The organism is Streptomyces sp. NPDC057002, assembly GCF_042673825.1.
GTDB lineage: Bacteria > Actinomycetota > Actinomycetes > Streptomycetales > Streptomycetaceae > Streptomyces.
Window position 1 is genome coordinate 528,775 of sequence record NZ_JBHURZ010000004.1, and the last position, 20,797, is coordinate 549,571.

The 20,797-nt window shown below is 69.7% G+C and carries 15 protein-coding genes; 7 read left to right on the top strand and 8 right to left on the bottom strand.

Going from position 1 to position 20,797, the window contains the following annotated elements:
- Nucleotides 1-8 precede the first annotated feature (8 nt).
- The gene (locus ACFT32_RS22440; RefSeq protein ID WP_382491924.1) at nucleotides 9-2,111 is read right to left on the bottom strand and encodes a PhoX family protein; all 2,103 of its coding nucleotides are present in this window, start codon (nucleotides 2,109-2,111) and stop codon (nucleotides 9-11) included.
- A gap of 280 nt (nucleotides 2,112-2,391) precedes the next feature.
- Here ACFT32_RS22440 and ACFT32_RS22445 point away from each other — a divergent pair, with 280 nt between their 5' ends.
- The 4 genes from ACFT32_RS22445 (at nucleotide 2,392) to ACFT32_RS22460 (ending at nucleotide 7,504) form a co-directional block, all read left to right on the top strand.
- A complete protein-coding gene (locus ACFT32_RS22445) occupies nucleotides 2,392-4,257 on the top strand; it encodes a VWA domain-containing protein (protein WP_382491926.1) in 1,866 nt (621 codons plus the stop codon).
- A gap of 111 nt (nucleotides 4,258-4,368) precedes the next feature.
- The gene (gene metG, locus ACFT32_RS22450) at nucleotides 4,369-5,985 is read left to right on the top strand and encodes a methionine--tRNA ligase (protein ID WP_382491928.1); all 1,617 of its coding nucleotides are present in this window, start codon (nucleotides 4,369-4,371) and stop codon (nucleotides 5,983-5,985) included.
- A gap of 133 nt (nucleotides 5,986-6,118) precedes the next feature.
- The gene (locus tag ACFT32_RS22455) at nucleotides 6,119-6,484 is read left to right on the top strand and encodes a PH domain-containing protein (protein ID WP_382491931.1); all 366 of its coding nucleotides are present in this window, start codon (nucleotides 6,119-6,121) and stop codon (nucleotides 6,482-6,484) included.
- 105 nt (nucleotides 6,485-6,589) lie between these two features.
- Entirely contained in the window at nucleotides 6,590-7,504 is a 915-nt protein-coding gene (locus ACFT32_RS22460; RefSeq protein ID WP_382491933.1) for a hypothetical protein, read from the top strand.
- A gap of 63 nt (nucleotides 7,505-7,567) precedes the next feature.
- On the opposite strand, the gene ACFT32_RS22465 is transcribed toward ACFT32_RS22460, so the two are convergent.
- The 3 genes from ACFT32_RS22465 to aspS form a co-directional block, all read right to left on the bottom strand.
- Complete coding sequence (locus ACFT32_RS22465; RefSeq protein ID WP_382491935.1) at nucleotides 7,568-8,923, bottom strand: MFS transporter; 1,356 nt, start codon at nucleotides 8,921-8,923, stop codon at nucleotides 7,568-7,570.
- 164 nt (nucleotides 8,924-9,087) lie between these two features.
- Nucleotides 9,088-10,080, bottom strand: a complete 993-nt coding sequence (locus tag ACFT32_RS22470; protein ID WP_382491938.1) for an intradiol ring-cleavage dioxygenase — start codon at nucleotides 10,078-10,080, stop codon at nucleotides 9,088-9,090.
- A gap of 123 nt (nucleotides 10,081-10,203) precedes the next feature.
- Nucleotides 10,204-11,967: an aspartate--tRNA ligase gene (gene aspS, locus ACFT32_RS22475; protein WP_382491939.1), complete on the bottom strand. Its 1,764-nt coding sequence runs from the start codon at nucleotides 11,965-11,967 to the stop codon at nucleotides 10,204-10,206.
- Nucleotides 11,968-12,124: 157 nt separating this feature from the next.
- Here aspS and ACFT32_RS22480 point away from each other — a divergent pair, with 157 nt between their 5' ends.
- Nucleotides 12,125-14,263, top strand: coding sequence for a SpoIIE family protein phosphatase (locus tag ACFT32_RS22480; protein ID WP_382491942.1), 2,139 nt, complete (start codon nucleotides 12,125-12,127; stop codon nucleotides 14,261-14,263).
- Here the strand turns inward: ACFT32_RS22480 and ACFT32_RS22485 are convergent.
- The 3 genes from ACFT32_RS22485 to ACFT32_RS22495 form a co-directional block, all read right to left on the bottom strand.
- Nucleotides 14,218-15,312 (bottom strand): AI-2E family transporter, encoded by a 1,095-nt coding sequence (locus tag ACFT32_RS22485; RefSeq protein ID WP_382491945.1) that lies wholly within the window; start codon nucleotides 15,310-15,312, stop codon nucleotides 14,218-14,220. The genes ACFT32_RS22480 and ACFT32_RS22485 overlap by 46 nt on opposite strands.
- A gap of 420 nt (nucleotides 15,313-15,732) precedes the next feature.
- Nucleotides 15,733-16,710, bottom strand: a complete 978-nt coding sequence (locus ACFT32_RS22490) for a pirin family protein (protein WP_382491946.1) — start codon at nucleotides 16,708-16,710, stop codon at nucleotides 15,733-15,735.
- 183 nt (nucleotides 16,711-16,893) lie between these two features.
- A complete protein-coding gene (locus tag ACFT32_RS22495; RefSeq protein ID WP_382491948.1) occupies nucleotides 16,894-18,393 on the bottom strand; it encodes an MFS transporter in 1,500 nt (499 codons plus the stop codon).
- A 142-nt stretch (nucleotides 18,394-18,535) separates the two neighbouring features.
- On the opposite strand from ACFT32_RS22495, the gene ACFT32_RS22500 reads away from it, so the two are divergent.
- Nucleotides 18,536-19,285 (top strand): TetR/AcrR family transcriptional regulator C-terminal domain-containing protein, encoded by a 750-nt coding sequence (locus ACFT32_RS22500; protein WP_382491951.1) that lies wholly within the window; start codon nucleotides 18,536-18,538, stop codon nucleotides 19,283-19,285.
- 6 nt (nucleotides 19,286-19,291) lie between these two features.
- Here ACFT32_RS22500 and ACFT32_RS22505 read toward each other — a convergent pair whose 3' ends face one another.
- Nucleotides 19,292-19,753 (bottom strand): SseB family protein, encoded by a 462-nt coding sequence (locus ACFT32_RS22505; protein ID WP_382491954.1) that lies wholly within the window; start codon nucleotides 19,751-19,753, stop codon nucleotides 19,292-19,294.
- A 132-nt stretch (nucleotides 19,754-19,885) separates the two neighbouring features.
- On the opposite strand from ACFT32_RS22505, the gene ACFT32_RS22510 reads away from it, so the two are divergent.
- Nucleotides 19,886-20,707, top strand: a complete 822-nt coding sequence (locus tag ACFT32_RS22510; protein WP_382491956.1) for an intradiol ring-cleavage dioxygenase — start codon at nucleotides 19,886-19,888, stop codon at nucleotides 20,705-20,707.
- The last annotated feature ends 90 nt before the right edge of the window (nucleotides 20,708-20,797 follow it).

Here is a 20,797-nt window from a genome sequence, read left to right on the forward strand (position 1 = left end):
TCGGCGACTCAGACGCCGATGTCGCACCCGTCCGCGCGCCACACGGCCACGACCGCGGGCCGGACATACTTCCCGGGCCCGTCGGGCCAGGTGCTGGCCGGCTTCTCCACGGTCGCGCCGTCGATCTCGCCCGGGTGCTGCACGGCGACGAGGACGCGCCGGTCCTGGATGATCGGCCCGCAGGTCTCGGCGCCCTTCGGCACGGTCAGGAACTGCTTGAGCTCACCTCGCCGCTCACCCCGGGTCGCCACACCGAACAGGCCGTCGTGCGAGCCGAGCTGGGCGCCGTCGGTGGACAGCCACAGGTTGCCGTAGGGGTCGAAGGCGACGTTGTCCGGGCAGGAGATGGAGCTGACGCCGTCCTTCGGGAACCCGGCGAAGTACGTCGCAGGGTCGTCCGGGTCACCGGCGACCAGGAACAGCGACCAGGCGAACTTCGTGCTCTCCGGCCGGTTCCAGCGCTCGGTGAGCTCCAGCACGTGCCCGTGCTTGTTGGCGTGGCGCGGGTTGGCCTCGTCCGCCTTGGCGTTGGAGCCGACACCGCGGTTGGAGTTGTTCGTCAGAGCGACGTACACCTTGCCGGTCACCGGGTTGGGCTCGATGTCCTCGGGCCGGTCCATCTTGGTGGCGCCCACCTTGTCACCGGCGAGCCGCGTGAAGACGAACACCTCCTCCGCGGTCATGCCGTCCACATGCGAGACGGCACCCTTCGCGGTGGCGGTGGCCAGCGGAATCCACTGCCCGCTCCCGTCGAACTCACCGTCGCCGGGCAGCTTGCCCGTGCCGTCGATCTCGATGGCGGGGGAGTCGCCGGTGAGCTTGGCGACGTACAGCGTCCCCTCGTCGAGCAGCGAGAGGTTGTGCTCGCGCACGGCACGCGAGGACCCGTGGCGCATCCGCTTGCTGCCGACGAACTTGTAGAAGTAGTCGAACCGCTCGTCGTCACCGGTGTAGACGACGGGCCGGCCGTCCTGCGTGAGCCGCACGGTCGCGGCCTCGTGCTTGAACCGCCCGAGCGCGGTGTGCTTGCGGGGCGTCGAGTCGGGGTCGTACGGGTCGAACTCGACGACGTACCCGAACCGGTGCACCTCGTTGGGCTCCTGGGCGACATCGAACCGCTTGTCGAACCGCTCCCACTTCCGCTCGGTGGCCCCGGTCCCGATCCCGTACCGCTTGTCGGTGTCCCGGCCGGCATTGCCGAAGTACTGGTTGAAGTTCTCCTCGCCGTGCAGGGTCGTGCCCCACGGGGTGACACCGCCCGAGCAGTTGTTGAGGGTGCCGAACACCTTGGTGCCGGTCGGGTCCGCGGAGGTCCGCACGAGCTTCGACCCGGCGACGGGCCCGGTCAGCCGGAACTCGGTGGTGACGGTGACGCGCCGGTTGAGCTGATGCCGCGAGACAGCGGTCAGCTTGCCCGTCTTCCGGTCCCCCTCCACGACAACGGCGGACAGCCCGTGCGCGGCCCAGGCGATCTCGGCCTGCTCACGGGTGGGGTTGGCGGCGTCGTACCCGCGGAACATGAGCACCTCGTCCGTGTACTCATGGTTGGCGACGAGAAGCTGCCGGTTCCGCTCCCCGGGCAGCGGCAGCAGGGCGAGAAAGTCGCAGTTGTACCCGAACTGCCCGGCCTGGGCCTTGGCGGTCTGCTTCTCCGGGTCGAAGGCGGGCGCCCCGCGCAGGATGGGCTCGCCCCAGCGGATCACGACGTTCTGCCCGTACCCGTCCGGCACGGTCACGGCGTCGGTGGTGTTGGGCGCGACGGGCGCGAAGCGCAGCCCGCGCGCGCCCTTGTGTTTACGCCGGGCGGCCGCGGCGGCGTCCGCTGCGGACGCCGATGCCGGTGCCTGGGCCGGTGCCGCCCCGGCAGGCTGGGCCTGCCCGAGGCCCACGGCCCCCGCACCCGCCGCGGCCACGGTCACCACGGCCGCGGCCCGCATCATCGACCGGCGGCCGATCGCACCGGCGATCACATCACCGACGTACTCGTTGGAGCTGGTGTTGGGCACCTCGTGGAAGCAGGCGTCACCACACCGGAAACGACAGGTCATGGCGGACCGGCCGCCAGGGTGCGAACCGGACGGCGTTCCGATCAACGGCAGCAGCTTTCGCACTTTGCTCTCTCCTTGGATGCCCTTGGTGTCAGCGTGACCGTAGGAGCACATATGTGCGGGAGCCGGGCGCCTGGATGAACACGAGGTGAACCTGCGGCAGCCGTACGGCAGTTGCAGCGATTCAGCAGGGCGTCATGTCGGCAGTCCGGATGTCCCCCTTGACAGCGAGGGCCCCGCACACCCGACCCTGCCCAAGATCACACAGGAGGGCCGCTAACCTTACGTGTCCGTCCTGGCCAGGGATTGACGGGCTTCAACTCACGCGAAGGGTTGCGCGCACATGGGCATTCTCACTCTCTTGCGGAACGCGTTCGGACGGTCACGCAAGTCACGGACCGCCGAGGCGGAGGGTGCGGCGCGGCCGACCACGACGGAGGAACCGACGGCAACGCCGTCGCACGACACCTCGACCCCCCAGGTCCAGGTCCCCGCCCAAGAGCCCCCCACCGCCTCCGGCGAACGCCACACCCCCTCCCCCACGGCAAGCGTCCCCGAACCCCGCACGTCGTCTCCCGACGAGCACGACCTGGTCTCGGCGGCGTTCGACCATGTGGCGGCGGTACCTCGTCCTACGCGGTCTGCGGAGACGGAGGAGGCGGAGGCGGCTGCGGTTGCCGAGGAGCCGGCTGCGGTTGCCGAGGATTCGTCGGCGACTGTCGAGAAGCCGACGGCGGTTGTCGAGGAGCCGACGGTCGCGGAGAAGGCTGGGGTCGTGGAACCGGCGGTCGCCGAGGAGCCGGCGGTTGCGGAGGAGCCGGCAGTCGTCGAGAAGCCGGCGGTCGTCGAGGAGCCCGAGGGCACCGAGAAGGCGGCCGTGGCCGAGGAGCCGGCAGTCGTCGGGGAGCCGGCGGTTGCGGAGGAGCCCGAGGGCACCGAGAAGCCGGTCGTTGCGGAAGAGCCGGCGGTCGCCGAGAAGCCGGCGGTCGTCGAGGAACCGGCGGAGGCCGAGAAGCCGGCAGTCGTCGAGGAACCGGCGGTCGCGAAGGAGCCCGAGGGCACCGAGAAGCCGGTCGTTGCGGAAGAGCAGGCTGCTGCCGATGAGGCGGGAGCCGCAGCGCCGACCGCTGCCGAGACGGCTCCGGAAGCGAAGCCTGAGGCAAGCGAGGAGGCCGAGGCCGCTACCGACGCAGAGCCTGAGGCCGCCGCCGACACCCAGGCCGCCGTCGAGCCCGAGGCGGTGTCCGACGCGAAGACAGAGGACAAGCCCGAGCCCGCCGCGGCCCAGCCGGAGCCGGAAGCGGAGCCGAAGGCCGAGGCGGAGCCGAAGGCTGAGCCGAAGGCTGAGCCGAAGGCGGCAGCCGAGGCGCCCGCACAGCCGGAGGCCGACGCACCCGCACCCGCCGACGGCGACTCCGCCCCACAGGGGCCACCCGCACCCGACAACGAAAGCGGCACGGGTGGTGCGGGTGGGAACGACTCGGCCGAAGGCGAAGCCGAGGCCGAGGCCGACACCGAAACGGACGCCGACGCAACCCCCGCCCTCCCCCTCACCCGCGTAAAGTCCCGCGCCCCCGGCCTCACCACCGCCTACAAGGCCGCCACCACCACCCTCAAGCAACACAACCTCACCGGCACCCGAGCCAAGGTCTACCTCGTCCTCGACCGCTCCGCCTCCATGCGCCCGTACTACAAGGACGGCTCCGCCCAGGCCCTCGCGGAACAGACCCTCGCCCTCGCCGCCCACCTCGACCCCGAGGCCACGGTCCAGGTCGTCTTCTTCTCCACCGAACTCGACGGAACCGGCGAGATCACCCTCACCGACCACGAGAACAAGATCGACACCCTGCACGCCGGCCTCGGCCGCATGGGCCGCACCAGCTACCACGCCGCGGTCGAAGCAGTCCTCGCCCACCACAGCGCCCACAGCAAGGACGCAGCGACCGACACCCCGGCCCTGGTGATCTTCCAGACGGACGGCGCCCCCGACGCCAAGACCCCCGCCAACCAGGCCCTCACCGGCGCGGCCGAGTCCCACCCCACCGTCTTCTTCTCCTTCGTCGCATTCGGCGACCCGGAGAACAAGGCCTTCGACTACCTCCGCAAGCTCAAGACTCCCAACACGTCCCACTTCCTCGCCGGCGAAACCCCCCGCGAGCTCACGGACAAGGAGCTCTACGAGGGCGTACTGGCGAACTGGCGCCCGTAAGCCCACAGGCAGCACCACACACCCTCCGGGGGGTGGACACGGCACGGCGCCCCTGTCCACCCCCCGAAACACGTGTGAGTCGATCTTCGACGGACCAGTAGGATTTCGACCATGGCGGCCACTGGATCCGAGAAGCAGGGGGCGAAGGCGTACTACGTCTCGACCCCCATTTACTACGTCAACGACGCTCCTCACCTGGGCCACGCCTACACGACCGTCGCAGGCGACGTGCTCTCCCGCTGGCACCGTCAGCGCGGCGAGAAGGTGTGGTACCTCACCGGCACGGACGAGCACGGTCAGAAGATCATGCGCACCGCGGAGGCGAACGACGTCAGCCCGCAGCAGTGGGCGGACAAGCTGGTCGAGGAGGCGTGGAAGCCCCTCTGGGAGCACCTGGAGATCGCGAACGACGACTTCATCCGCACCACGCAGAAGCGGCACACGGACCGCGTCCAGGAATTCGTCCAGGACCTGTACGACAAGGACGAGATCTACAAGGGCGGCTACGAGGGCCCGTACTGCGTCGGCTGCGAGGAGTACAAGCTCCCCGGCGAGCTCCTCGACGGCGAGGGCGAATACGCAGGTCAGAAGCTCTGCCCGATCCACAAGAAGCCCGTGGAGAGCCTCAGCGAGGAGAACTACTTCTTCAAGCTGAGCGAGTACGGCGACAAGCTCCTCGCCCACTACGAGGCGAACCCCGGCTTCATCCAGCCGGAGTCCGCGCGCAACGAGGTCGTGAACTTCGTACGCCGGGGCCTGCAGGACCTCTCCATCTCCCGTTCCACGTTCGACTGGGGCGTCCCGGTCCCGTGGGACGACAAGCATGTGATCTACGTGTGGGTCGACGCCCTGCTGAACTACGCCACGGCGGTCGGCTACAACGAGAACCAGGCGAAGTTCGAGGAGACCTTCCCGGCCGACGTCCACCTGGTCGGCAAGGACATCCTCCGCTTCCACGCGGTGATCTGGCCCGCGATGCTGATGGCACAGGGGCTGCCCCTGCCCGGCAGGATCGCGGCCAACGGCTGGCTGATGGTCGGCGGCGAGAAGATGTCGAAGTCGAACCTGACCGGCATCAAGCCGCAGGACCTGACCTCGCACTTCGGCGTGGACGCGTACCGCTGGTACTTCCTGCGCGCGATCGCCTTCGGCCAGGACGGCTCCTTCTCCTGGGAGGACTTCTCCGCCCGCTACACCAGCGAGCTGGCGAACGACTACGGCAACCTGGCGTCCCGTGTCGCGGCGATGGTCGGCAAGTACTTCGGCGGTGAGCTGCCGGAGTCCACGGCCGACGGCGAGGCCGAGAAGGCGATCCACGAGGGCCTCGCGAAGGCCGTCACGGAGGCGGACCGCCGGATCGGCGAGGACCTGGACTTCCAGGGCGGCATCCTGGCGATCTTCGACTTCGTCAAGCAGGTCAACGGCTACATCACGGAGCAGGAGCCGTGGAAGGTCGCGAAGGACACCTCTGACGAGGGCAAGGCCCGCCTGGCCACCATCCTCTACACCGCCGCCGAGTCCCTCCGGGCCATCGCGGTCCTGCTCAACCCGGTCATGCCGGAGACGTCGCAGAAGCTCTGGGACTCACTCGGCGCCGAGGCCTCCCTCGGGGCGCTCGCGGACCAGAAGGTCCAGGAGTCCGGCGAGTGGGGCAAGCTGACGGCCGGCGCGACGGTCACGAAGGGCGCGGTCCTCTTCCCGCGCTTGGAGGAGAAGCCGACGGCGTAACGGTCGTAACACGCTCGCTACAGCGCGGGGCCCGGGAGAACGAACACCTTCTCCCGGGCCCCGCGCTTTGCGAAGATCGCACAAAGCACGGCACCCGGCCATCCGGCCGCCGCCACTCACCACGGGGGTTTCCATGGCACTCTTCGGCAACGCGCACACCGTAGACCCGGCCTCGGCCCAGCAGGACTACGCCCGCCTCCTCGGCCACGGCGAACAGGTCCACGCCGCGTTCCTCCTCATCCGCGACACCATCCTCTTCACCGACCGCCGCCTGATCCTGATCGACAAGCAGGGCATCACCGGCAAGAAGGTCGAGTACCACTCCGTCCCGTACCGCAGCATCACCCACTTCGCGGTCGAAACGGCCGGCACCTTCGACCTCGACGCGGAACTGAAGATCTGGCTCTCCGGCTCCCAACTCCCGATCCAGAAGACCTTCACCAAGGGCGTCGACATCTACGAGGTCCAGGCGATCCTGACCCAGTTCGTAGCGCGCTAGCCCGCCCGGGAGTGCGGCGGAACAGAACGTTTCTTCCGCTCTCGAATGAGTGAACTCAGCCCATTTTCCGGATCCGCCGCTTCTCGATGGACCTAGCTTGCGCACATGGTCACATCAACCCATGAGACCTCCCACCGGATTTTCCAGGACCATCCGGAGGTTCTCACTCCCGTCTTCGAAGCGCTGGGACTACCACCGCCCGCGAAGGCGACCATCGAGGCGCTCACCCCTGACGCCACCGAGATCAAGCCGCTGGAGCGCCGTGTGGACACGGTGCTGCGTATCGAGCCGTCGGAGGGGGACGGCTTTCTGATCGCCATCGAGGCCCAGACCGACCGGGCTACTGGCAAGGGGACCAGTTGGGCGTACTACGTCGCACACCTGCACGCGAAGTTCGGAATGCCCGTGCTGCTCGTCGCGGTCTGCAAGAACCGGCGGACCGCGTCCTGGGCAGCCGGGCCCTTCGAGAGCCGCGTGGGCACCTGGACGACCCAGGCCACGCGTCCCTTCGTGCTGGGCCCGGACAACGTCGCGGAGATCACCGACGAGGGCATGGTGGCCCGGGCACCGGCCATGGCCACGCTCTCGGCCATCGTGCATAGCGAAAGCGAAAACGCCGCCGCCATACTGGACATGCTGGCTCGCGGAATGCGGTCCTTCGACAAGGCCACAGCGAAGTACTGGTGCGAATGGCTTGAGATCGGGCTGGAGAACACTCCGGTCCGGGATACCTGGAGAGAGCTGGAGAAAATGGTCGGCACTTACTTCCCGGGCAGGGGAACCCTCTTCGAAGAGACGTATCTGGAGGGCAAGGCTGAAGGCAAAGCTGAAGGCAAGGCTGAAGGCAAGGCTGAAGGCAAAGCCGAGTCCGTCCTGAGCGTGCTGGAGAAGCGAGGCATCGACATCCCCGAGGCCACCCGCGACCGCATCACCTCCTGCACCGACCTCGACACCCTCACGCTCTGGTTCGACCGCTCCCTGACAGCCGGCAAGGCAGAGGACCTCTTCACCGAGGAGTGATCGCACCCCAAGACGCCGGGGCCCGCTCCCAACCCATGGAGCGGGCCCCGGAGGCTGCTGTGGTCAGCGGGCCTCGCCCACCGCCGGCTTCGCCGTCACCGTCGTCGCGCGGTCCCCGGCGCCGCCCTGGGGGCCCCGGTTGGTATGCCGTACGAACGCCACGCCCAGCACCGCCAGGATCGACGCCGCCGAGAGCGTGTACAGCCCCCCGTTCGTGCTGCCCGTCGTGTCCTTGAGGTAGCCGAACAGAGTGGGGGACACGAAGCCGCCGAGGTTGCCGATGGAGTTGACCAGGGCCAGTCCCGGCGCGGCGATCTTCAGGTCGAGGCCCGACTGGGCCATCGGCCAGAACAGCGTGGCAGCGCACTTGCCGCCGACCGCGGCCAGCGTGAGGGCGACGAGGCCGAACCAGGGCGAGCCGAGGGTGGCGAGGAACGTGCCGATGGCGGACAGGACCAGGGCGATCGCCAGATAGGGACGGCGGTCCGGCGCCCGGTCGGTGAAGTGGCTCATCGTGTACATCGCGATCACCGCACAGATCCACGGGATCGCCGACAGCAGGCCGATCTGGAAGGGAGACAGCCCGCCGATCTCCTCCACCAGGCTCGGCAGCCAGAACGTGATCGCGTAGCCGGTGAGCGCCATCGCGAAGAACACCGCGGTCAGGACCGCCACCTGCGGGTGGAAGAGCAGCTTCATCCGCGACACCGACGGCGCACGGTCCCGCGCCTCCTTGTCCCGGGCCACCGCATCGCTCAGCGCGTCCTTCTCCTCCTGCGTGAGCCACTTGGCGTCCTGGATCCGGGAGACCAGGAAGAACCCGGCGATGAAGCCGACCAGGATGGAGAAGGCCCCTTCGAGGGCGAACATCCAGCGCCAGCCCGCGATGCCGCCCGCGCCGTGCAGTTCCAGGAGCGCGCCCGTGATCGGGCCCGTGACGATGTACGCCGTCGCCGAGCCGCCCAGGAAGATCGCGCTGGCCCGGCCCCGGCTGGAGTCCGGCAGCCACTGGGTGAAGTACAGGAGCACACCGGGGAAGAAGCCGGCCTCAGCGACACCGAGCAGGAACCGCAGCGAGTAGAACATCCACACGTTGTGGATGAAGCACATCGCCACGATCACCGCGCCCCAGGTGATCATGATCCGGGTCAGCCAGACCCTGGCACCGAGCCGCTCCAGCAGCATGTTGCTCGGCACTTCGAACAGGGCGTACCCGATGAAGAACAGGCCCGCTCCGAGGCCGTAGGCGGTGGCGCTGACTCCGACGTCGGCCCGCAGTTCGTTCTGGACGAAGCCCACGTTCGTCCGGTCCATCTGGTTGACCAGCAGCATCAGGACCAGGATCGGCAGCATGCGGCGCAGGAACTTGCTCACCGCTCGCTGCTCGACCTCGGGTATGGCGGTCGCGGCTTCTGACATCGTTGTCTCCCTCGATGTGCACATACGTGAACAGCAATCACGTACGCGTTCTCGAAGGGACCTTATGGAGGCCCGCCTTCCGGGTCAACGGATTGAGCAGAAGTACATATATGTGAATGTGGGGCGGGCTGCGTGTAGACACCCGCCCCCATGCACGCCTTCCGTCAGCTCGCGGCGGCCGACGCGGACGCCGATGCCGACGCGGACGCCGATGCCGACGCGCCCGGCTGGACCGCGTCATCCGTGCCTTCGTGTGTCGCCTCGGGGTCGACGCCCATGGTGAGGGTGGCGACGACGCCCTTGGCGATGGCGTTCTTCCGGTACTTGAGCTTGAGCAGCCCGCCCTCGGTCCCGTTGCCGGGGTAGATGGTGTCCTCGTCGAGGGTGGTGCGGGTCGTGGTGTTGGTGGAGTACGGCTCGGCCTCGGCGGAGGCCAGCACGGACTCCTCGTCGAAGAACAGCTGGCCGGTGTGGCAGGTGGTGCCGCCCTCGTAACCGGAGTCGGTCCAGGTGCCGTTGACGTGCACCTTGGTGTGGATATGCACACAGCGACCCTGGTACCAGCCGGGGAAGACCGTGCGGAACTCGACCAAGCCTCGCTTGTCCGTCCGCCAGGTGCCGCGCAGATAGCGCTCGTCGTCGGTGGGCTCCTGATGGCCCCCGCCTCCGCCGCCACCGTCCGGCGGCGGACCCGTGGGCGTACCGGTCGGCGTACCGGAGGGCGGCGTACCGCCCCCACCGCCCCCGCCGCCGCTGCCCATGTCCTCGTAACCCGAGTACACGCCCAGCGCGTTGCAGTGCCAGATGTCCACGGCGGCGTTCGCGAGCGGCTTGCAGGTCTCGGAGTCGATCACCTTCAGACGCAGGGTGAGCGGGATGCCCTCCTGGTCCTCGGTGACGTCCCGGCGGAGCTTGTCCGCGTCGATGTAGTAGGGGCCCTCGGTGGTCTCGGAGGTCAGCTTGTAGCAGACCTCGCCGGCGCTCGCGGCGGCCTTCGTCCCCTTGGCGGCCTTCGGCTCCTCCCCGGCGAACGCGCCCGCCGCGAACGTACCGCCGACGCCCGCCGCCACCACCGCGCCGGCGCCCGCGGCGACGACCTTACGGCGTGTCAGATCCCGTTTGTGTTTCGGCCCTTGGGCCGTTTCCTGTCCCGTCATGGGAAGCGAAGCTAGGGAGCGCGTCTGTCAGGAGCCTGGGTAAGAGCTGGGTAAATGCCCTGGGTACGAAAGTGGCTCGGAACCGGCGTCGGTTCCGAGCCACCCACGAGTTCGCCAGAGGTACTACTTCGGCTGCGGCTTGCGCACCGACAGGTGCAGCTCCCTCAGCCGCGCCTCCTCCAGCTCCGTCGGCGCGCCCATCATCAGGTCCTGGGCGTTGCCGTTGAGCGGGAAGGAGATGGTCTCGCGGATGTTGGGCTCGTCGGCGAGCAGCATGACGATGCGGTCGACGCCCGGGGCGATGCCGCCGTGCGGCGGGGCGCCGAAGCGGAAGGCGCGCAGCATGCCGGCGAACTTCTCCTCGACCGTCTCGCGGTCGTACCCGGCGATCTCGAAGGCCTTGAGCATGATCTCCGGCTCGTGGTTCCGGATCGCGCCGGAGGACAGCTCGACGCCGTTGCAGACGATGTCGTACTGCCAGCCCAGGATGTCCAGCGGGTCCTGGGTCTCCAGGGCCTCCAGACCGCCCTGCGGCATGGAGAACGGGTTGTGCGAGAAGTCGATCGCGCCGGTCTCCTCGTCCTTCTCGTACATCGGGAAGTCGACGATCCAGCAGAAGCGGAAGACGTTCTCCTCGAAGTGCCCGGCACGCTTGGCGGCCTCGACCCGCACCGCGCCCATGATCTTCGAGACCTCGTCGAACTCGCCCGCGCCGAAGAACACGGCATGGCCGGCGGCCAGGGACAGGCGCTTGGTCAGCTCGGCGACGTTCTCCTCGGTGAGGAACTTCGCGATCGGGCCGGACAGCGAGCCGTCCTCGGCGACACGGACCCAGGCCAGGCCCTTGGCGCCCTGCGAGACGGCGTAGTCACCGAGCTGGTCGAAGAACTTGCGGGGCTGCGCCGAGACGTCCGGCACCGCCAGGGCCCGCACATGCTTGCCGGCGAACGCCTTGAACTCCGAGCCCTCGAAGATGTCGGTGATGTCGGTGAGTTCGAGCTGGGCGCGCAGGTCCGGCTTGTCGGAGCCGTACTTGAGCATCGCCTCGCGGAACGGGATCCGCGGGAACGGCGAGGTGACGTGGCGTCCGCCGCCGAACTCCTCGAACAGCTCGGTCATCAGCTTCTCGACCGGCTGGAAGACGTCCTCCTGCTCGACGAAGCTCATCTCGACGTCGAGCTGGTAGAACTCGCCCGGCGAGCGGTCGGCGCGCGCGTCCTCGTCGCGGAAGCAGGGCGCGATCTGGAAGTAGCGGTCGAAGCCGGAGATCATCAGCAGCTGCTTGAACTGCTGGGGCGCCTGGGGAAGGGCGTAGAACTTGCCCGGGTGCAGACGGGACGGGACGACGAAGTCGCGGGCGCCCTCGGGGGAGGTCGCGGACAGGATCGGCGTCGCCATCTCGTTGAAGCCCAGCGCCGTCATCTTGTGCCGGATCGCCGAGATGACCGCCGTGCGCAGCATGATGTTGCGGTGCATGCGCTCGCGGCGCAGGTCCAGGAAGCGGTACTCCAGGCGCCGCTCCTCGTTGACCCCGTCCTCGGCGTTGATGGTGAAGGGCAGCGGGGCGGCCGCGCCGAGCAGCTCGACATCGCCGACCTCGACCTCGACCTCACCGGTCGGCAGCTCGGAGTTGATGTTCTCGGCGCCGCGGGAGACGACCTTGCCGTCGATACGGACGGTCGACTCCTTGGAGAGCTTGTCGAGAGCCTCGTAGGAGGGGGTGCCGGGACGGGCGACGAGCTGCGTGATGCCGTAGTGATCCCGCAGATCGATGAAGAGGATGCCGCCCAGGTCGCGCCGATTGTGCAGCCAGCCACTCAGCCGGACGTCGGTGCCGACGTCAGAGGAGCGGAGCTCGCCGCAGGTGTGGGACCTGTACCGATGCATCGTCGTTCATCCAGTCTTCGCTGATCGGGGTCTGTGTTTCACGTGAAACTGGTCCCCAGCGTACCGGGCAGGGCAAGATCGGCTCTCCACAGTTAACGATCGAGCACACTTCAGTCATCGGTGGCAGTCTTCGATCCCCTCTTCTTAAAGTAGGGCAATGCGCACTGGCGAGCCCCTGCCCGCCGTGGGGGAGGCCCTCGCCGCCCTCGCGACCGGCCTCTGGCACTGGGACACCGCTACCGGGCTGGTCACGGTCGACGCCGAGGCGGCACGGCTGCTCGGGCTGCCCGCCGAGCAGGTCAGCCTCACCGAGGCCCAGGCCCGGGCCCGGCTGCACCCGGTCGACTGGAACGAGATCACCGGCGTGGTGCAGCTCGCCGTCGCCGAGGGCACCCTCGCCGAGGTGCGGATCCGCGTCATGGACGAGCAGGGCCGGATCGTCCGGATCGTCCGCAGCCGCTCCAAGCCGTCCTTCGACCGGGTCCACAAGGCGTACCGGCTGATCGGCACCCTCCAGGAGGTGACGGAGCCGACGCCGGGCACCGCGGCCGGGCGCAGCGCGGTCACCGGTGACTGGCGGCGCTCACGGGAGGCGTTCCTGCTGGACGCGGGCCGGGCGCTGGCCGAGGCGCGCTCCACGCAGGAGGTGCTGCGGGTCACGGCCAATCTGTCGATGCCGGGGTTCTCGCCGGACGGGCTGGCGGTGTTCGGCGTGGCGGGCGACCGGCTGACGATCATCGGCCACCACGGGCAACAGCAGGGCGCCGAGAGCCCGTTCTCGGAGATGCCGCTGGACACGGACTATCCGGCCGCCGAGGCGGCGCGCACGGGCCGGGCCGTGTATCTGTCCTCCCCCGAGCAGTACAAGGCCCGTTATCCGCTGACCTGGCCGCTCGCCGAGCGCTTCGGCCGCCGGTCCTGGGCCTTCCTGCCACTGACCGTGGCCGGCCGCACGATGGGCGCGTGGATGGCCGCCTTCACCTACCCGGTCGCCTTCACGCCGGACGAGCGGTCCGTGCTGGCGACGGTGGCGCGGATGCTGGCGCAGGCGCTGACCCGGGCGGGCGTGGCCGAGAGCGAACGGGCGCTGACCGACGGGCTCCAGCGCACGATGCTGCCGAGGCTCGGTTCGCAGCGCATCCCGGGCATGAGCGTCGCCGCCCGCTATGTCCCCACCGGCGGGGGACTCCAGGTCGGCGGCGACTGGTACGACGTGATCCCGTTGCCGAGCGGACGGTTCGCGCTGGTCATCGGCGATGTCCAGGGTCATGACGTACACGCGGCGGGCCTGATGGGCCAGCTGCGGATCGCCCTGCGGGCCTACGCCTCGGAGGGGCACCGGCCGGACGCGGTGCTGTCCCGCGCCGCCCGCTTCCTGCACGGCATCAGCGACGAGGACCCGTCCGACCCGCGCTTCGCGACCTGCGTGTACGTCGAGGTCGACCCGGCGACGGGGGTGCTGGACATCGCGCGTGCCGGGCACCCGGACCCGGCGTTCCGGATGGCCGACGGCACGGTGCTGACGCGGCCGACGTCGGGCGGCCTGCCGCTGGGCATCGACCCGGACGCCGACTACCCCACGACCCGGCTGGCGCTGGAACCCGGCGAGACCATGCTGATCTGCACGGACGGCCTGATCGAGACCGGCGGCCACGACCTGGACACCGGCTGGCGGCGGCTGCGCGTGCTCCTGGAGGAGCACAAGGGCGATCTGGAGGAACTCGCCGACACCCTGGTGCAGGCCGTGCACGGGCCGTCCTCGCACCACACCACCGGCCCGCTGACCGACCGCCGCGAGGACGACATCGCCATGCTGCTGCTCAGCCGCGAGGGCGAGGGCTGCGGGTGCGGCGACACCATGACGGCGGCGCGCCCGGTGCGGCGTACGGTGCTGACGGTCGCGCAGGCCGAGCCCGAGCGGGTCGGGGCGGCCCGGCAGCAGTTGCGCGAGCTGCTGCACGACTGGGCCTCGCCGGACCAGCTCGACTCGGCGGTACTGCTGCTGTCCGAGCTGCTGACGAACGTCCTCGTGCACACGGACTCCGACGCGCTGCTCGTCGCCGAGATCACCGGCGCGGTGGGGGAGCGGCGGCTGCGGATCGAGGTCACGGACGGCGGTGACGACCTGCCGCACAAGCGCAGACCAGGGGAGCTGGCGTCCTCCGGCCGCGGTCTGGTGCTGATCGAACTGCTCGCGCACGCCTGGGGGGTGGACCCCCGGGGCGAGGGCAAGAGCATCTGGTTCGAGCTCTACGAGTCCGTGGACGGCCCGGGCGACGGCTCCTGGTCGCCGTAGCGGGTGCGCAACTCCTGGAGGACGCCGAAGGCGGCGGCGGTGAGCGGCACGGCTAGCAGCATGCCGAGCACCCCGGCGACGGACGCGCCGGCCGTGATCGTCACCATCACCACCGCCGGATGCATCTGCACGGTCCGGCTCTGGATCGCCGGCTGGAGCACATGCCCCTCCAGCACCTGCACCGCGAGTACGACCCCCAGCACCCACAGCGCGATGACGAACCCCCGGTCGGCGAGCGCGACCAGCACGGCCACGGCGCCGGAGATGAAGGCGCCGAGGTAGGGGATGTAGGCCCCGACGAAGACCAGCGCGCCCAGTCCCGCCGCGCCCGGCACGTCCAGGACGAGCAGCCCCACGGTGATGCAGAGGGCGTCGATGAGCGCGATGAACGTCGTGCCGCGCATGAACCCCTCGACGGCGTGGAAGGCCCGCCGGGCCATGGCCTCCAGGGTGTCGGCCGAACCCCGGGGAGCCAGGGCCCGCAGGGTCGCGGTGGCCTTGTCGGAGTCGCGCAGGAAGAAGAAGACGAGCAGCAGCGCGAGCACGGCGATGGCGAGGGACTCGCCGACGACACTGACCCCGCTGATCACACCGGAGGCGGCGGTGCCGCCGAACTTGCCCAGCAGCTCCCGCGCGTTGGAGGCGAGGTCGTCCAGCGAGGTCCCGGCGGCCCCGAAGTGCTCGGAGACACCGCGCGCGGCCTGTCTGAGCGAGGCGACGATCTCGTCCCCCGTGTCGATCAGCGCGGCGACCACGATGTACACGGCCCCGCCCACCACGGCGACCACGGCGACACACGTGAGCCCGGCCGCGACCGACCGCTGCACCCCGGCCTTCACCAGCCGCCGGTGCAACGGCCCGAGCAGCGCCGTCCCCAGCAGCGCGAGCAGCACGGGCACGACAGCGGTCCGGAACTCGTCACACAGCCGGATCCCGACGTAGACGACCCCGGAGACGAGCAGGAGCAGCGCGCACCAGGCGGCCAGGCGCCGGAGGGGGTCCGGGAGCAGCGTCCCGGCCCCGGCCGCGTTCGGATCGGAGTCCTGCACCCCTCTACCCGACCACGCCCCGAACGCCCCGTCCCGCCGGAACAACCCGGCCGGGTGACGGGGTGTCAGCGCCGTCGGCCCGGATCGCCGGTTCAGGTTGCGACGCCGCCTGCACAGACACGCGACCTGGGCCCGCCGACGCCACCGGGACGCCGAGGCCCGCCACCGCTGCCGACAGCGACAGCGACAGCGACAGCGACAGCGACAGCGACAGCGCGACTTCCGCGTCTGAGGCGGCCCGAACGGGCAGACCCACCATCGGGCCACCGGGCCACCGGGCCACCGGGCCGCCCCGCCCCCCGGCCATCCGGCCATCCGGCCATCCGGCCGAGAAGACCCACCGTTGGGCCCGGACCGCCCGGCGCCAGCGCCGGAGGGGGGCGCCGCGCGTGCGGCGCCCCCCTCCGGGTGGTGTCGGTGTCAGTCCTGCGGGCCGGCCTCGGACATCCCGTGCACGGCCGGCACCGTGCCCAGCCGGCCCTTCTGGAAGTCCTCGAAGGCCTGCATGAGCTCGTCCTTGGTGTTCATCACGAACGGGCCGTAGTGGACCATGGGTTCGCGGATCGGCTGTCCGCCGAGCAGAACGACCTCCATGTCCGGCGTGTTCGAGTCCTGCTTCTCGTCCGCGCGGACGGTCAGCGAGGAACCCGTGCCGAAGACGGCCGTCTGGCCCGTGTGGACCGGGCGGCGGTCGGCGCCGACGCTGCCCCGGCCGGCCAGGACGTACGCCAGCCCGTTGAAGTCCTCGCGCCACGGCAGCGTGAGCTCCGCACCCGGCGCCAGCGTCGCGTGGACCATCGTGATCGGGGTGTGCGTGATGCCGGGGCCCGCGTGCCCGTCCAGCTCACCGGCGATGACCCGCAGCAGCGCGCCGCCGTCGGGGGTGGAGAGCAGCTGGACCGAGCCGCCGCGGATGTCCTGGTAGCGCGGGGCCATCATCTTGTCCTTGGCCGGGAGGTTCACCCACAGCTGGAGGCCGTGGAAGAGCCCGCCGGACATGACGAGATGCTCCGGTGGGGCCTCGATGTGCAGCAGGCCCGAGCCCGCGGTCATCCACTGGGTGTCGCCGTTGGTGATGGTGCCGCCGCCACCCTGGCTGTCCTGGTGGTCGAAGATCCCGTCGATGATGTACGTGACGGTCTCGAAGCCGCGGTGCGGGTGCCAGGGCGTGCCCTTCGGCTCACCCGGCGCGTACTCCACCTCGCCCATCTGGTCCATCATGATGAACGGGTCGAGATGACGGTAATTGATCCCCGCGAAAGCCCGGCGCACCGGGAAGCCCTCGCCCTCGAAACCGCTCGGAGCGGTCGTGACGGCGAGCACGGGACGTGCCACGGCGTCGGTCGGCGCGGTCACGCGGGGCAGCGTCAACGGGTTCTCGACGGTCACTGCAGGCATGTCGGTTCCTCCTCGTGTACGCCCAGTTTAGTTGAGCGTTGAACTTTCTGCCACCCCAAACAGAGAAAACCGGGAGGACATTCCCAGCGGAGGACGGCCCGAACCCCGGAAGACCGACATGACGCCGACATCACGGAAGGCCGGCACCCCGAACAGGGGTGCCGGCCTTCGTCCGTGCCGGTGTCAGGCAGCCAGCCGGTGCTCCTCGTTCTCGATCCCGGAGGGCTCGGCCTTGCGGTCCCGCATCACCAGCGTGGCCACCACGGCCGCCGCCAGGACACCGATCGCGCTGATCGTGAAGGTCGTCGACATCGAGGCGGTGAAGGCCTCGCGAGCCGCCCGGACCAGTCCCGCGTCGCCGCCGGCGACGGCCAGGGCCCCGCCGATGGACTCCTTGGCCTGCCCGGGAGCGCCGGCCGGCATCGCGTCGGCGTAGCCGCTGGAGAGCAGGGAGCCGAGGATCGCGATACCGAGGGCGGTGCCGGACTGCTGGATGGTGTCGTTGAGGGCCGAGCCGACGCCCGCCTTGTCCTCGGGGATGGTGCCCATCAGCGCGGCCACCGCGGCCGGCATCGCGAGGCCCGCACCCAGACCGAGGACCCCCAGCGCCACGGCCGGGACTGTGAACCCGCTGTCGGCGTCGAGCGTGGTCAGCAGCCCGAAGGAGGCGGCCATGAGCAGCATCCCGGCGAGGATGACGATCCGGTTCCCGGCCTTCACGGCGAGCTGGGCCCCGGCGGCGTTGCCGGCCAGCGCGGCGACGGCCAGCGGCAGGAAGGCGAGGCCCGCCTTGACGGCGGAGTAGCCGAGCACGAACTGGAGGTACTGGGTCAGGACCAGCAGCAGGCCGGCGTTGCCGATCTGGACGAGCGACAGGGAGAGCGAGCCACCGCTGAAGTTGCGGTTCTTGAAGAGGACCAGCGGGACCATCGGCGAGCGGGTGACGTTCTCCCAGATCACGAAGCCGGCCAGGGCGACCACCGCGACGGCCAGGACGAGCAGGGAACGGCCCTCGAACGCGCCGTGCTGCGGAATCTCGATGATCCACCACACCAGGGCCGTCATACCCACCGCGGACAGCACCGCGCCCAGCGGGTCCGGCTTCTGCCAGGGCGCCTTGGACTCCGGCATCAGCAGCACACCGGCCAGCAGCGCCAGGGCGACGATCGGCACGTTGATCAGGAAGATCGCCTGCCAGGCGAAGTGGTCGATCAGCACACCGCCGAGGACCGGGCTGCCGACCAGCCCCAGCATCGACACCGAGCCCCAGGCCGCCATCGCCTTGGGCCGCTCGTCCTCGTCGAAGACGGTGATCAGGATGGACAGCGTCGACGGCATGATCAGCGCCCCGCCGACCCCCATCACGATCCGCACCGCGATCAGCTCACCCGGTGTGGAGCAGAACACCGCCCCCATGGAGGCCGCCCCGAAGAGCATCAGGCCGATCAGCATCACCTTCCGGCGCCCGAACCGGTCCCCCAGGCTTCCCGAGGTCAGCAGCAGTCCGGCGAAGACCAGGATGTAGGAGTCGAGGATCCACTGCATGCTCTGGGCGCTCGCCCCGATGTCCTCGGTCAGCGTGGGCACCGCCACCGTCAGCGCCATGTTGTCGACGACCAGCACGAGCGTGCTGAGGCAGAGCACCACCAGGATCCACCAGCGGCGTGGATTACGAGCGTCCATGTCTGTTTCCCCTCCCGCGAACACCGTTCCTTCGATGCGAACACTGTACGCACAGCGGAACAGTGTGCGCAACCCTTGAGTTCTGTACGCTGAATGCGCACGCTGTTCGCAAAGCCAGCACCGAGCGCCAGGAGGAGTGTCGATGCCCAAGAGCACGAAGACGACGGAGACGACGGCGAAGAACCCGATCCCGTCCGTGTGGACCCGCGAGCAGCGCCGCCCCGACCAGCCCGCGCTCAGCCGCGACGCGATCGTGCGGGAGGCGATCGCGATGCTCGACGCCGACGGCATCGAGGCGCTCAGCATGCGCAAGCTAGGCGCCCGCCTGAACGCCGGCGCGACCTCCCTGTACCGGCACGTCGCCACCAAGGACGAGCTGATGGAGCTCGCGGTGGACGAGGTCGCCGCCGAGATCCACGTTCCGCCGGCCGGCGGCCCCGACTGGCGCGCGGCGGTGACCGAGGCCGCAGGATCCTTCCGTACGACGGCGCTACGGCACCCCTGGCTGACTTTGGTCCTGGGCCAGGCCGGGCTCGCCTACCTCGGGCCCAACTACATGACCTTCTCCGAGCGACTCGCGGCGCTGTTCACCGCGGCGGGGTTCCCCGAGCCGAGCCGAGCGATCGACGCGGTCTTCTCGTACGTCATCGGCATGAGCACCACGGAGGCGGCCTGGCTCACCACGGTCGCCCGCTCCGGCGAGACCGAGCCGGAGTTCGTCGCGCGGCTGCTGCCCGCGGCCCGTGAGGCCTCCGCCGGCTACGACCACCTGGCGGCCGCCGATGCCAGGACCGCGGACCAGGCCATCGATCCCGCCCGGATCCGGGACGACAAGTTCGCCTACGGCCTGGAGGTCGTCCTGGACGGCCTGGCACTGCGCCTGCCGAAATAAGGCAGGTCAGCCGCCATACATCCGGCGCATCGCGAACTCGACCATCTGCTCGACGGCCTTCGCGTCGAACACCATCCGGTGCTCGCCCTCCATGTCGAGGACGAACCCGTAGCCGGTCGGCAGCAGGTCCAGCACCTCGGAACCGGTGATCACGAAGTACTTGGACTCCTTGCCCGCGTACCGGCGCAGCTCCTTGAGCGTGCTGAACATCGGGATCACCGGCTGCTGGGTGTTGTGCAGCGCGAGGAAGCCGGGGTTGTCGCCGCGCGGGCAGTAGACCTTCGACGTGGCGAAGGCCTGCTGGAAGTCCTCGGCGGCCATCTGCCCGGTCGTGAACGCGCGCACCGCGTCCGTGAGGGAGGGCGGGGACGGCTCGGGGTACAGCGGCGGCTGCTGCCCGTATCCGCCGGACATCGGCTGCTGCGGAGGGGCGTACTGCGCACCCGCTGTCTGGTCGTAGCCGTACATGGGCGCAAGCGTACCGAGAGCGGCCGGGCGCACGGGCCGGTACGGCAGTCCTGGCGAACCGACAGCGACTCGACAGTGACTTGACAGCCGCGGCTATGGATTGCCGCGGCCGCCGCTCATAGCGTCGGTGCCATGAACGGACACCAGGCCGAAGGCCCGCACGAACACGACAGAGGCCTCTCCTACGACCTCCCCGTCCTCGCCCGCCGCCGGATGATCCGGCTGGTGGCGGGCGCGGGCCTGATTCCGCTGGTGGGCTGCACGTCAGAGCGGGAGACCTCCGCGTCGCCCTCCTCGTCACCCTCCTCCTCGTCGCCGTCCGGGTGCGCGGCGATCCCGGAGGAGACGGCCGGTCCGTTCCCCGGCGACGGCTCGAACGGTGTGAACGTCCTGAAGGAGAGCGGGGTCGTCCGCAGCGACATCACGCGCAGCTTCGGCGACTCCGCGGGCGGCACCGCCGAGGGCATACCCCTGACGATCACGCTGACGGTGGTGGACGCGGCCTCCGGCTGCGACGCCCCGAAGCGGGGCGCCGCCGTCTACCTGTGGCACTGCGACCGGGACGGCGCCTACTCCCTGTACTCCGAGGGCGTCACCGAGGAGAACTACCTGCGCGGCGTCCAGGAGACCGACGACGCGGGCCGGGTCACTTTCAGGAGCGTCTTCCCAGGCTGCTACCAGGGCCGCTGGCCGCACCTCCACTTCGAGGTCTACGACAGCCTGGCCGACGCCACGGCGGCCACATCGATCACGAACACCTCGCAGCTCGCCTTCCCGAAGGACGTCTGCGACACGGTGTACGCCACGGACGGCTACGGCGAGAGTGTCCGGAACCTGAGCGGCCTCTCGCTGGAGAGCGACGGCATCTTCAGCGACGGCTACGACCGTCAGCTGGCCACGATGACCGGGAGTGCGGGGGACGGCTACACCGCGACACTGACCGTTCCGGTGTGACCTGTCACAGATGACAGGTTGGGGTTGCTTCTTATTACCGACGGGTAGCATCATCGTAGCTACTTGTTGGTACGTGAACTAGCGCGAGGA

Bases quoted from the DNA above. Each gene is read 5' to 3' on its own strand.
- ACFT32_RS22445 (WP_382491926.1), top strand. From the start codon at position 2,392: ATGGGCATTCTCACTCTCTTGCGGAACGCGTTCGGACGGTCACGCAAG.
- metG (WP_382491928.1), top strand. From the start codon at position 4,369: ATGGCGGCCACTGGATCCGAGAAGCAGGGGGCGAAGGCGTACTACGTC.
- ACFT32_RS22455 (WP_382491931.1), top strand. From the start codon at position 6,119: ATGGCACTCTTCGGCAACGCGCACACCGTAGACCCGGCCTCGGCCCAG.
- ACFT32_RS22460 (WP_382491933.1), top strand. From the start codon at position 6,590: ATGGTCACATCAACCCATGAGACCTCCCACCGGATTTTCCAGGACCAT.
- ACFT32_RS22465 (WP_382491935.1), bottom strand. From the start codon at position 8,923: ATGTCAGAAGCCGCGACCGCCATACCCGAGGTCGAGCAGCGAGCGGTG.
- ACFT32_RS22470 (WP_382491938.1), bottom strand. From the start codon at position 10,080: ATGACGGGACAGGAAACGGCCCAAGGGCCGAAACACAAACGGGATCTG.
- aspS (WP_382491939.1), bottom strand. From the start codon at position 11,967: ATGCATCGGTACAGGTCCCACACCTGCGGCGAGCTCCGCTCCTCTGAC.
- ACFT32_RS22480 (WP_382491942.1), top strand. From the start codon at position 12,125: ATGCGCACTGGCGAGCCCCTGCCCGCCGTGGGGGAGGCCCTCGCCGCC.
- ACFT32_RS22490 (WP_382491946.1), bottom strand. From the start codon at position 16,710: ATGCCTGCAGTGACCGTCGAGAACCCGTTGACGCTGCCCCGCGTGACC.
- ACFT32_RS22495 (WP_382491948.1), bottom strand. From the start codon at position 18,393: ATGGACGCTCGTAATCCACGCCGCTGGTGGATCCTGGTGGTGCTCTGC.
- ACFT32_RS22500 (WP_382491951.1), top strand. From the start codon at position 18,536: ATGCCCAAGAGCACGAAGACGACGGAGACGACGGCGAAGAACCCGATC.
- ACFT32_RS22505 (WP_382491954.1), bottom strand. From the start codon at position 19,753: ATGTACGGCTACGACCAGACAGCGGGTGCGCAGTACGCCCCTCCGCAG.
- ACFT32_RS22510 (WP_382491956.1), top strand. From the start codon at position 19,886: ATGAACGGACACCAGGCCGAAGGCCCGCACGAACACGACAGAGGCCTC.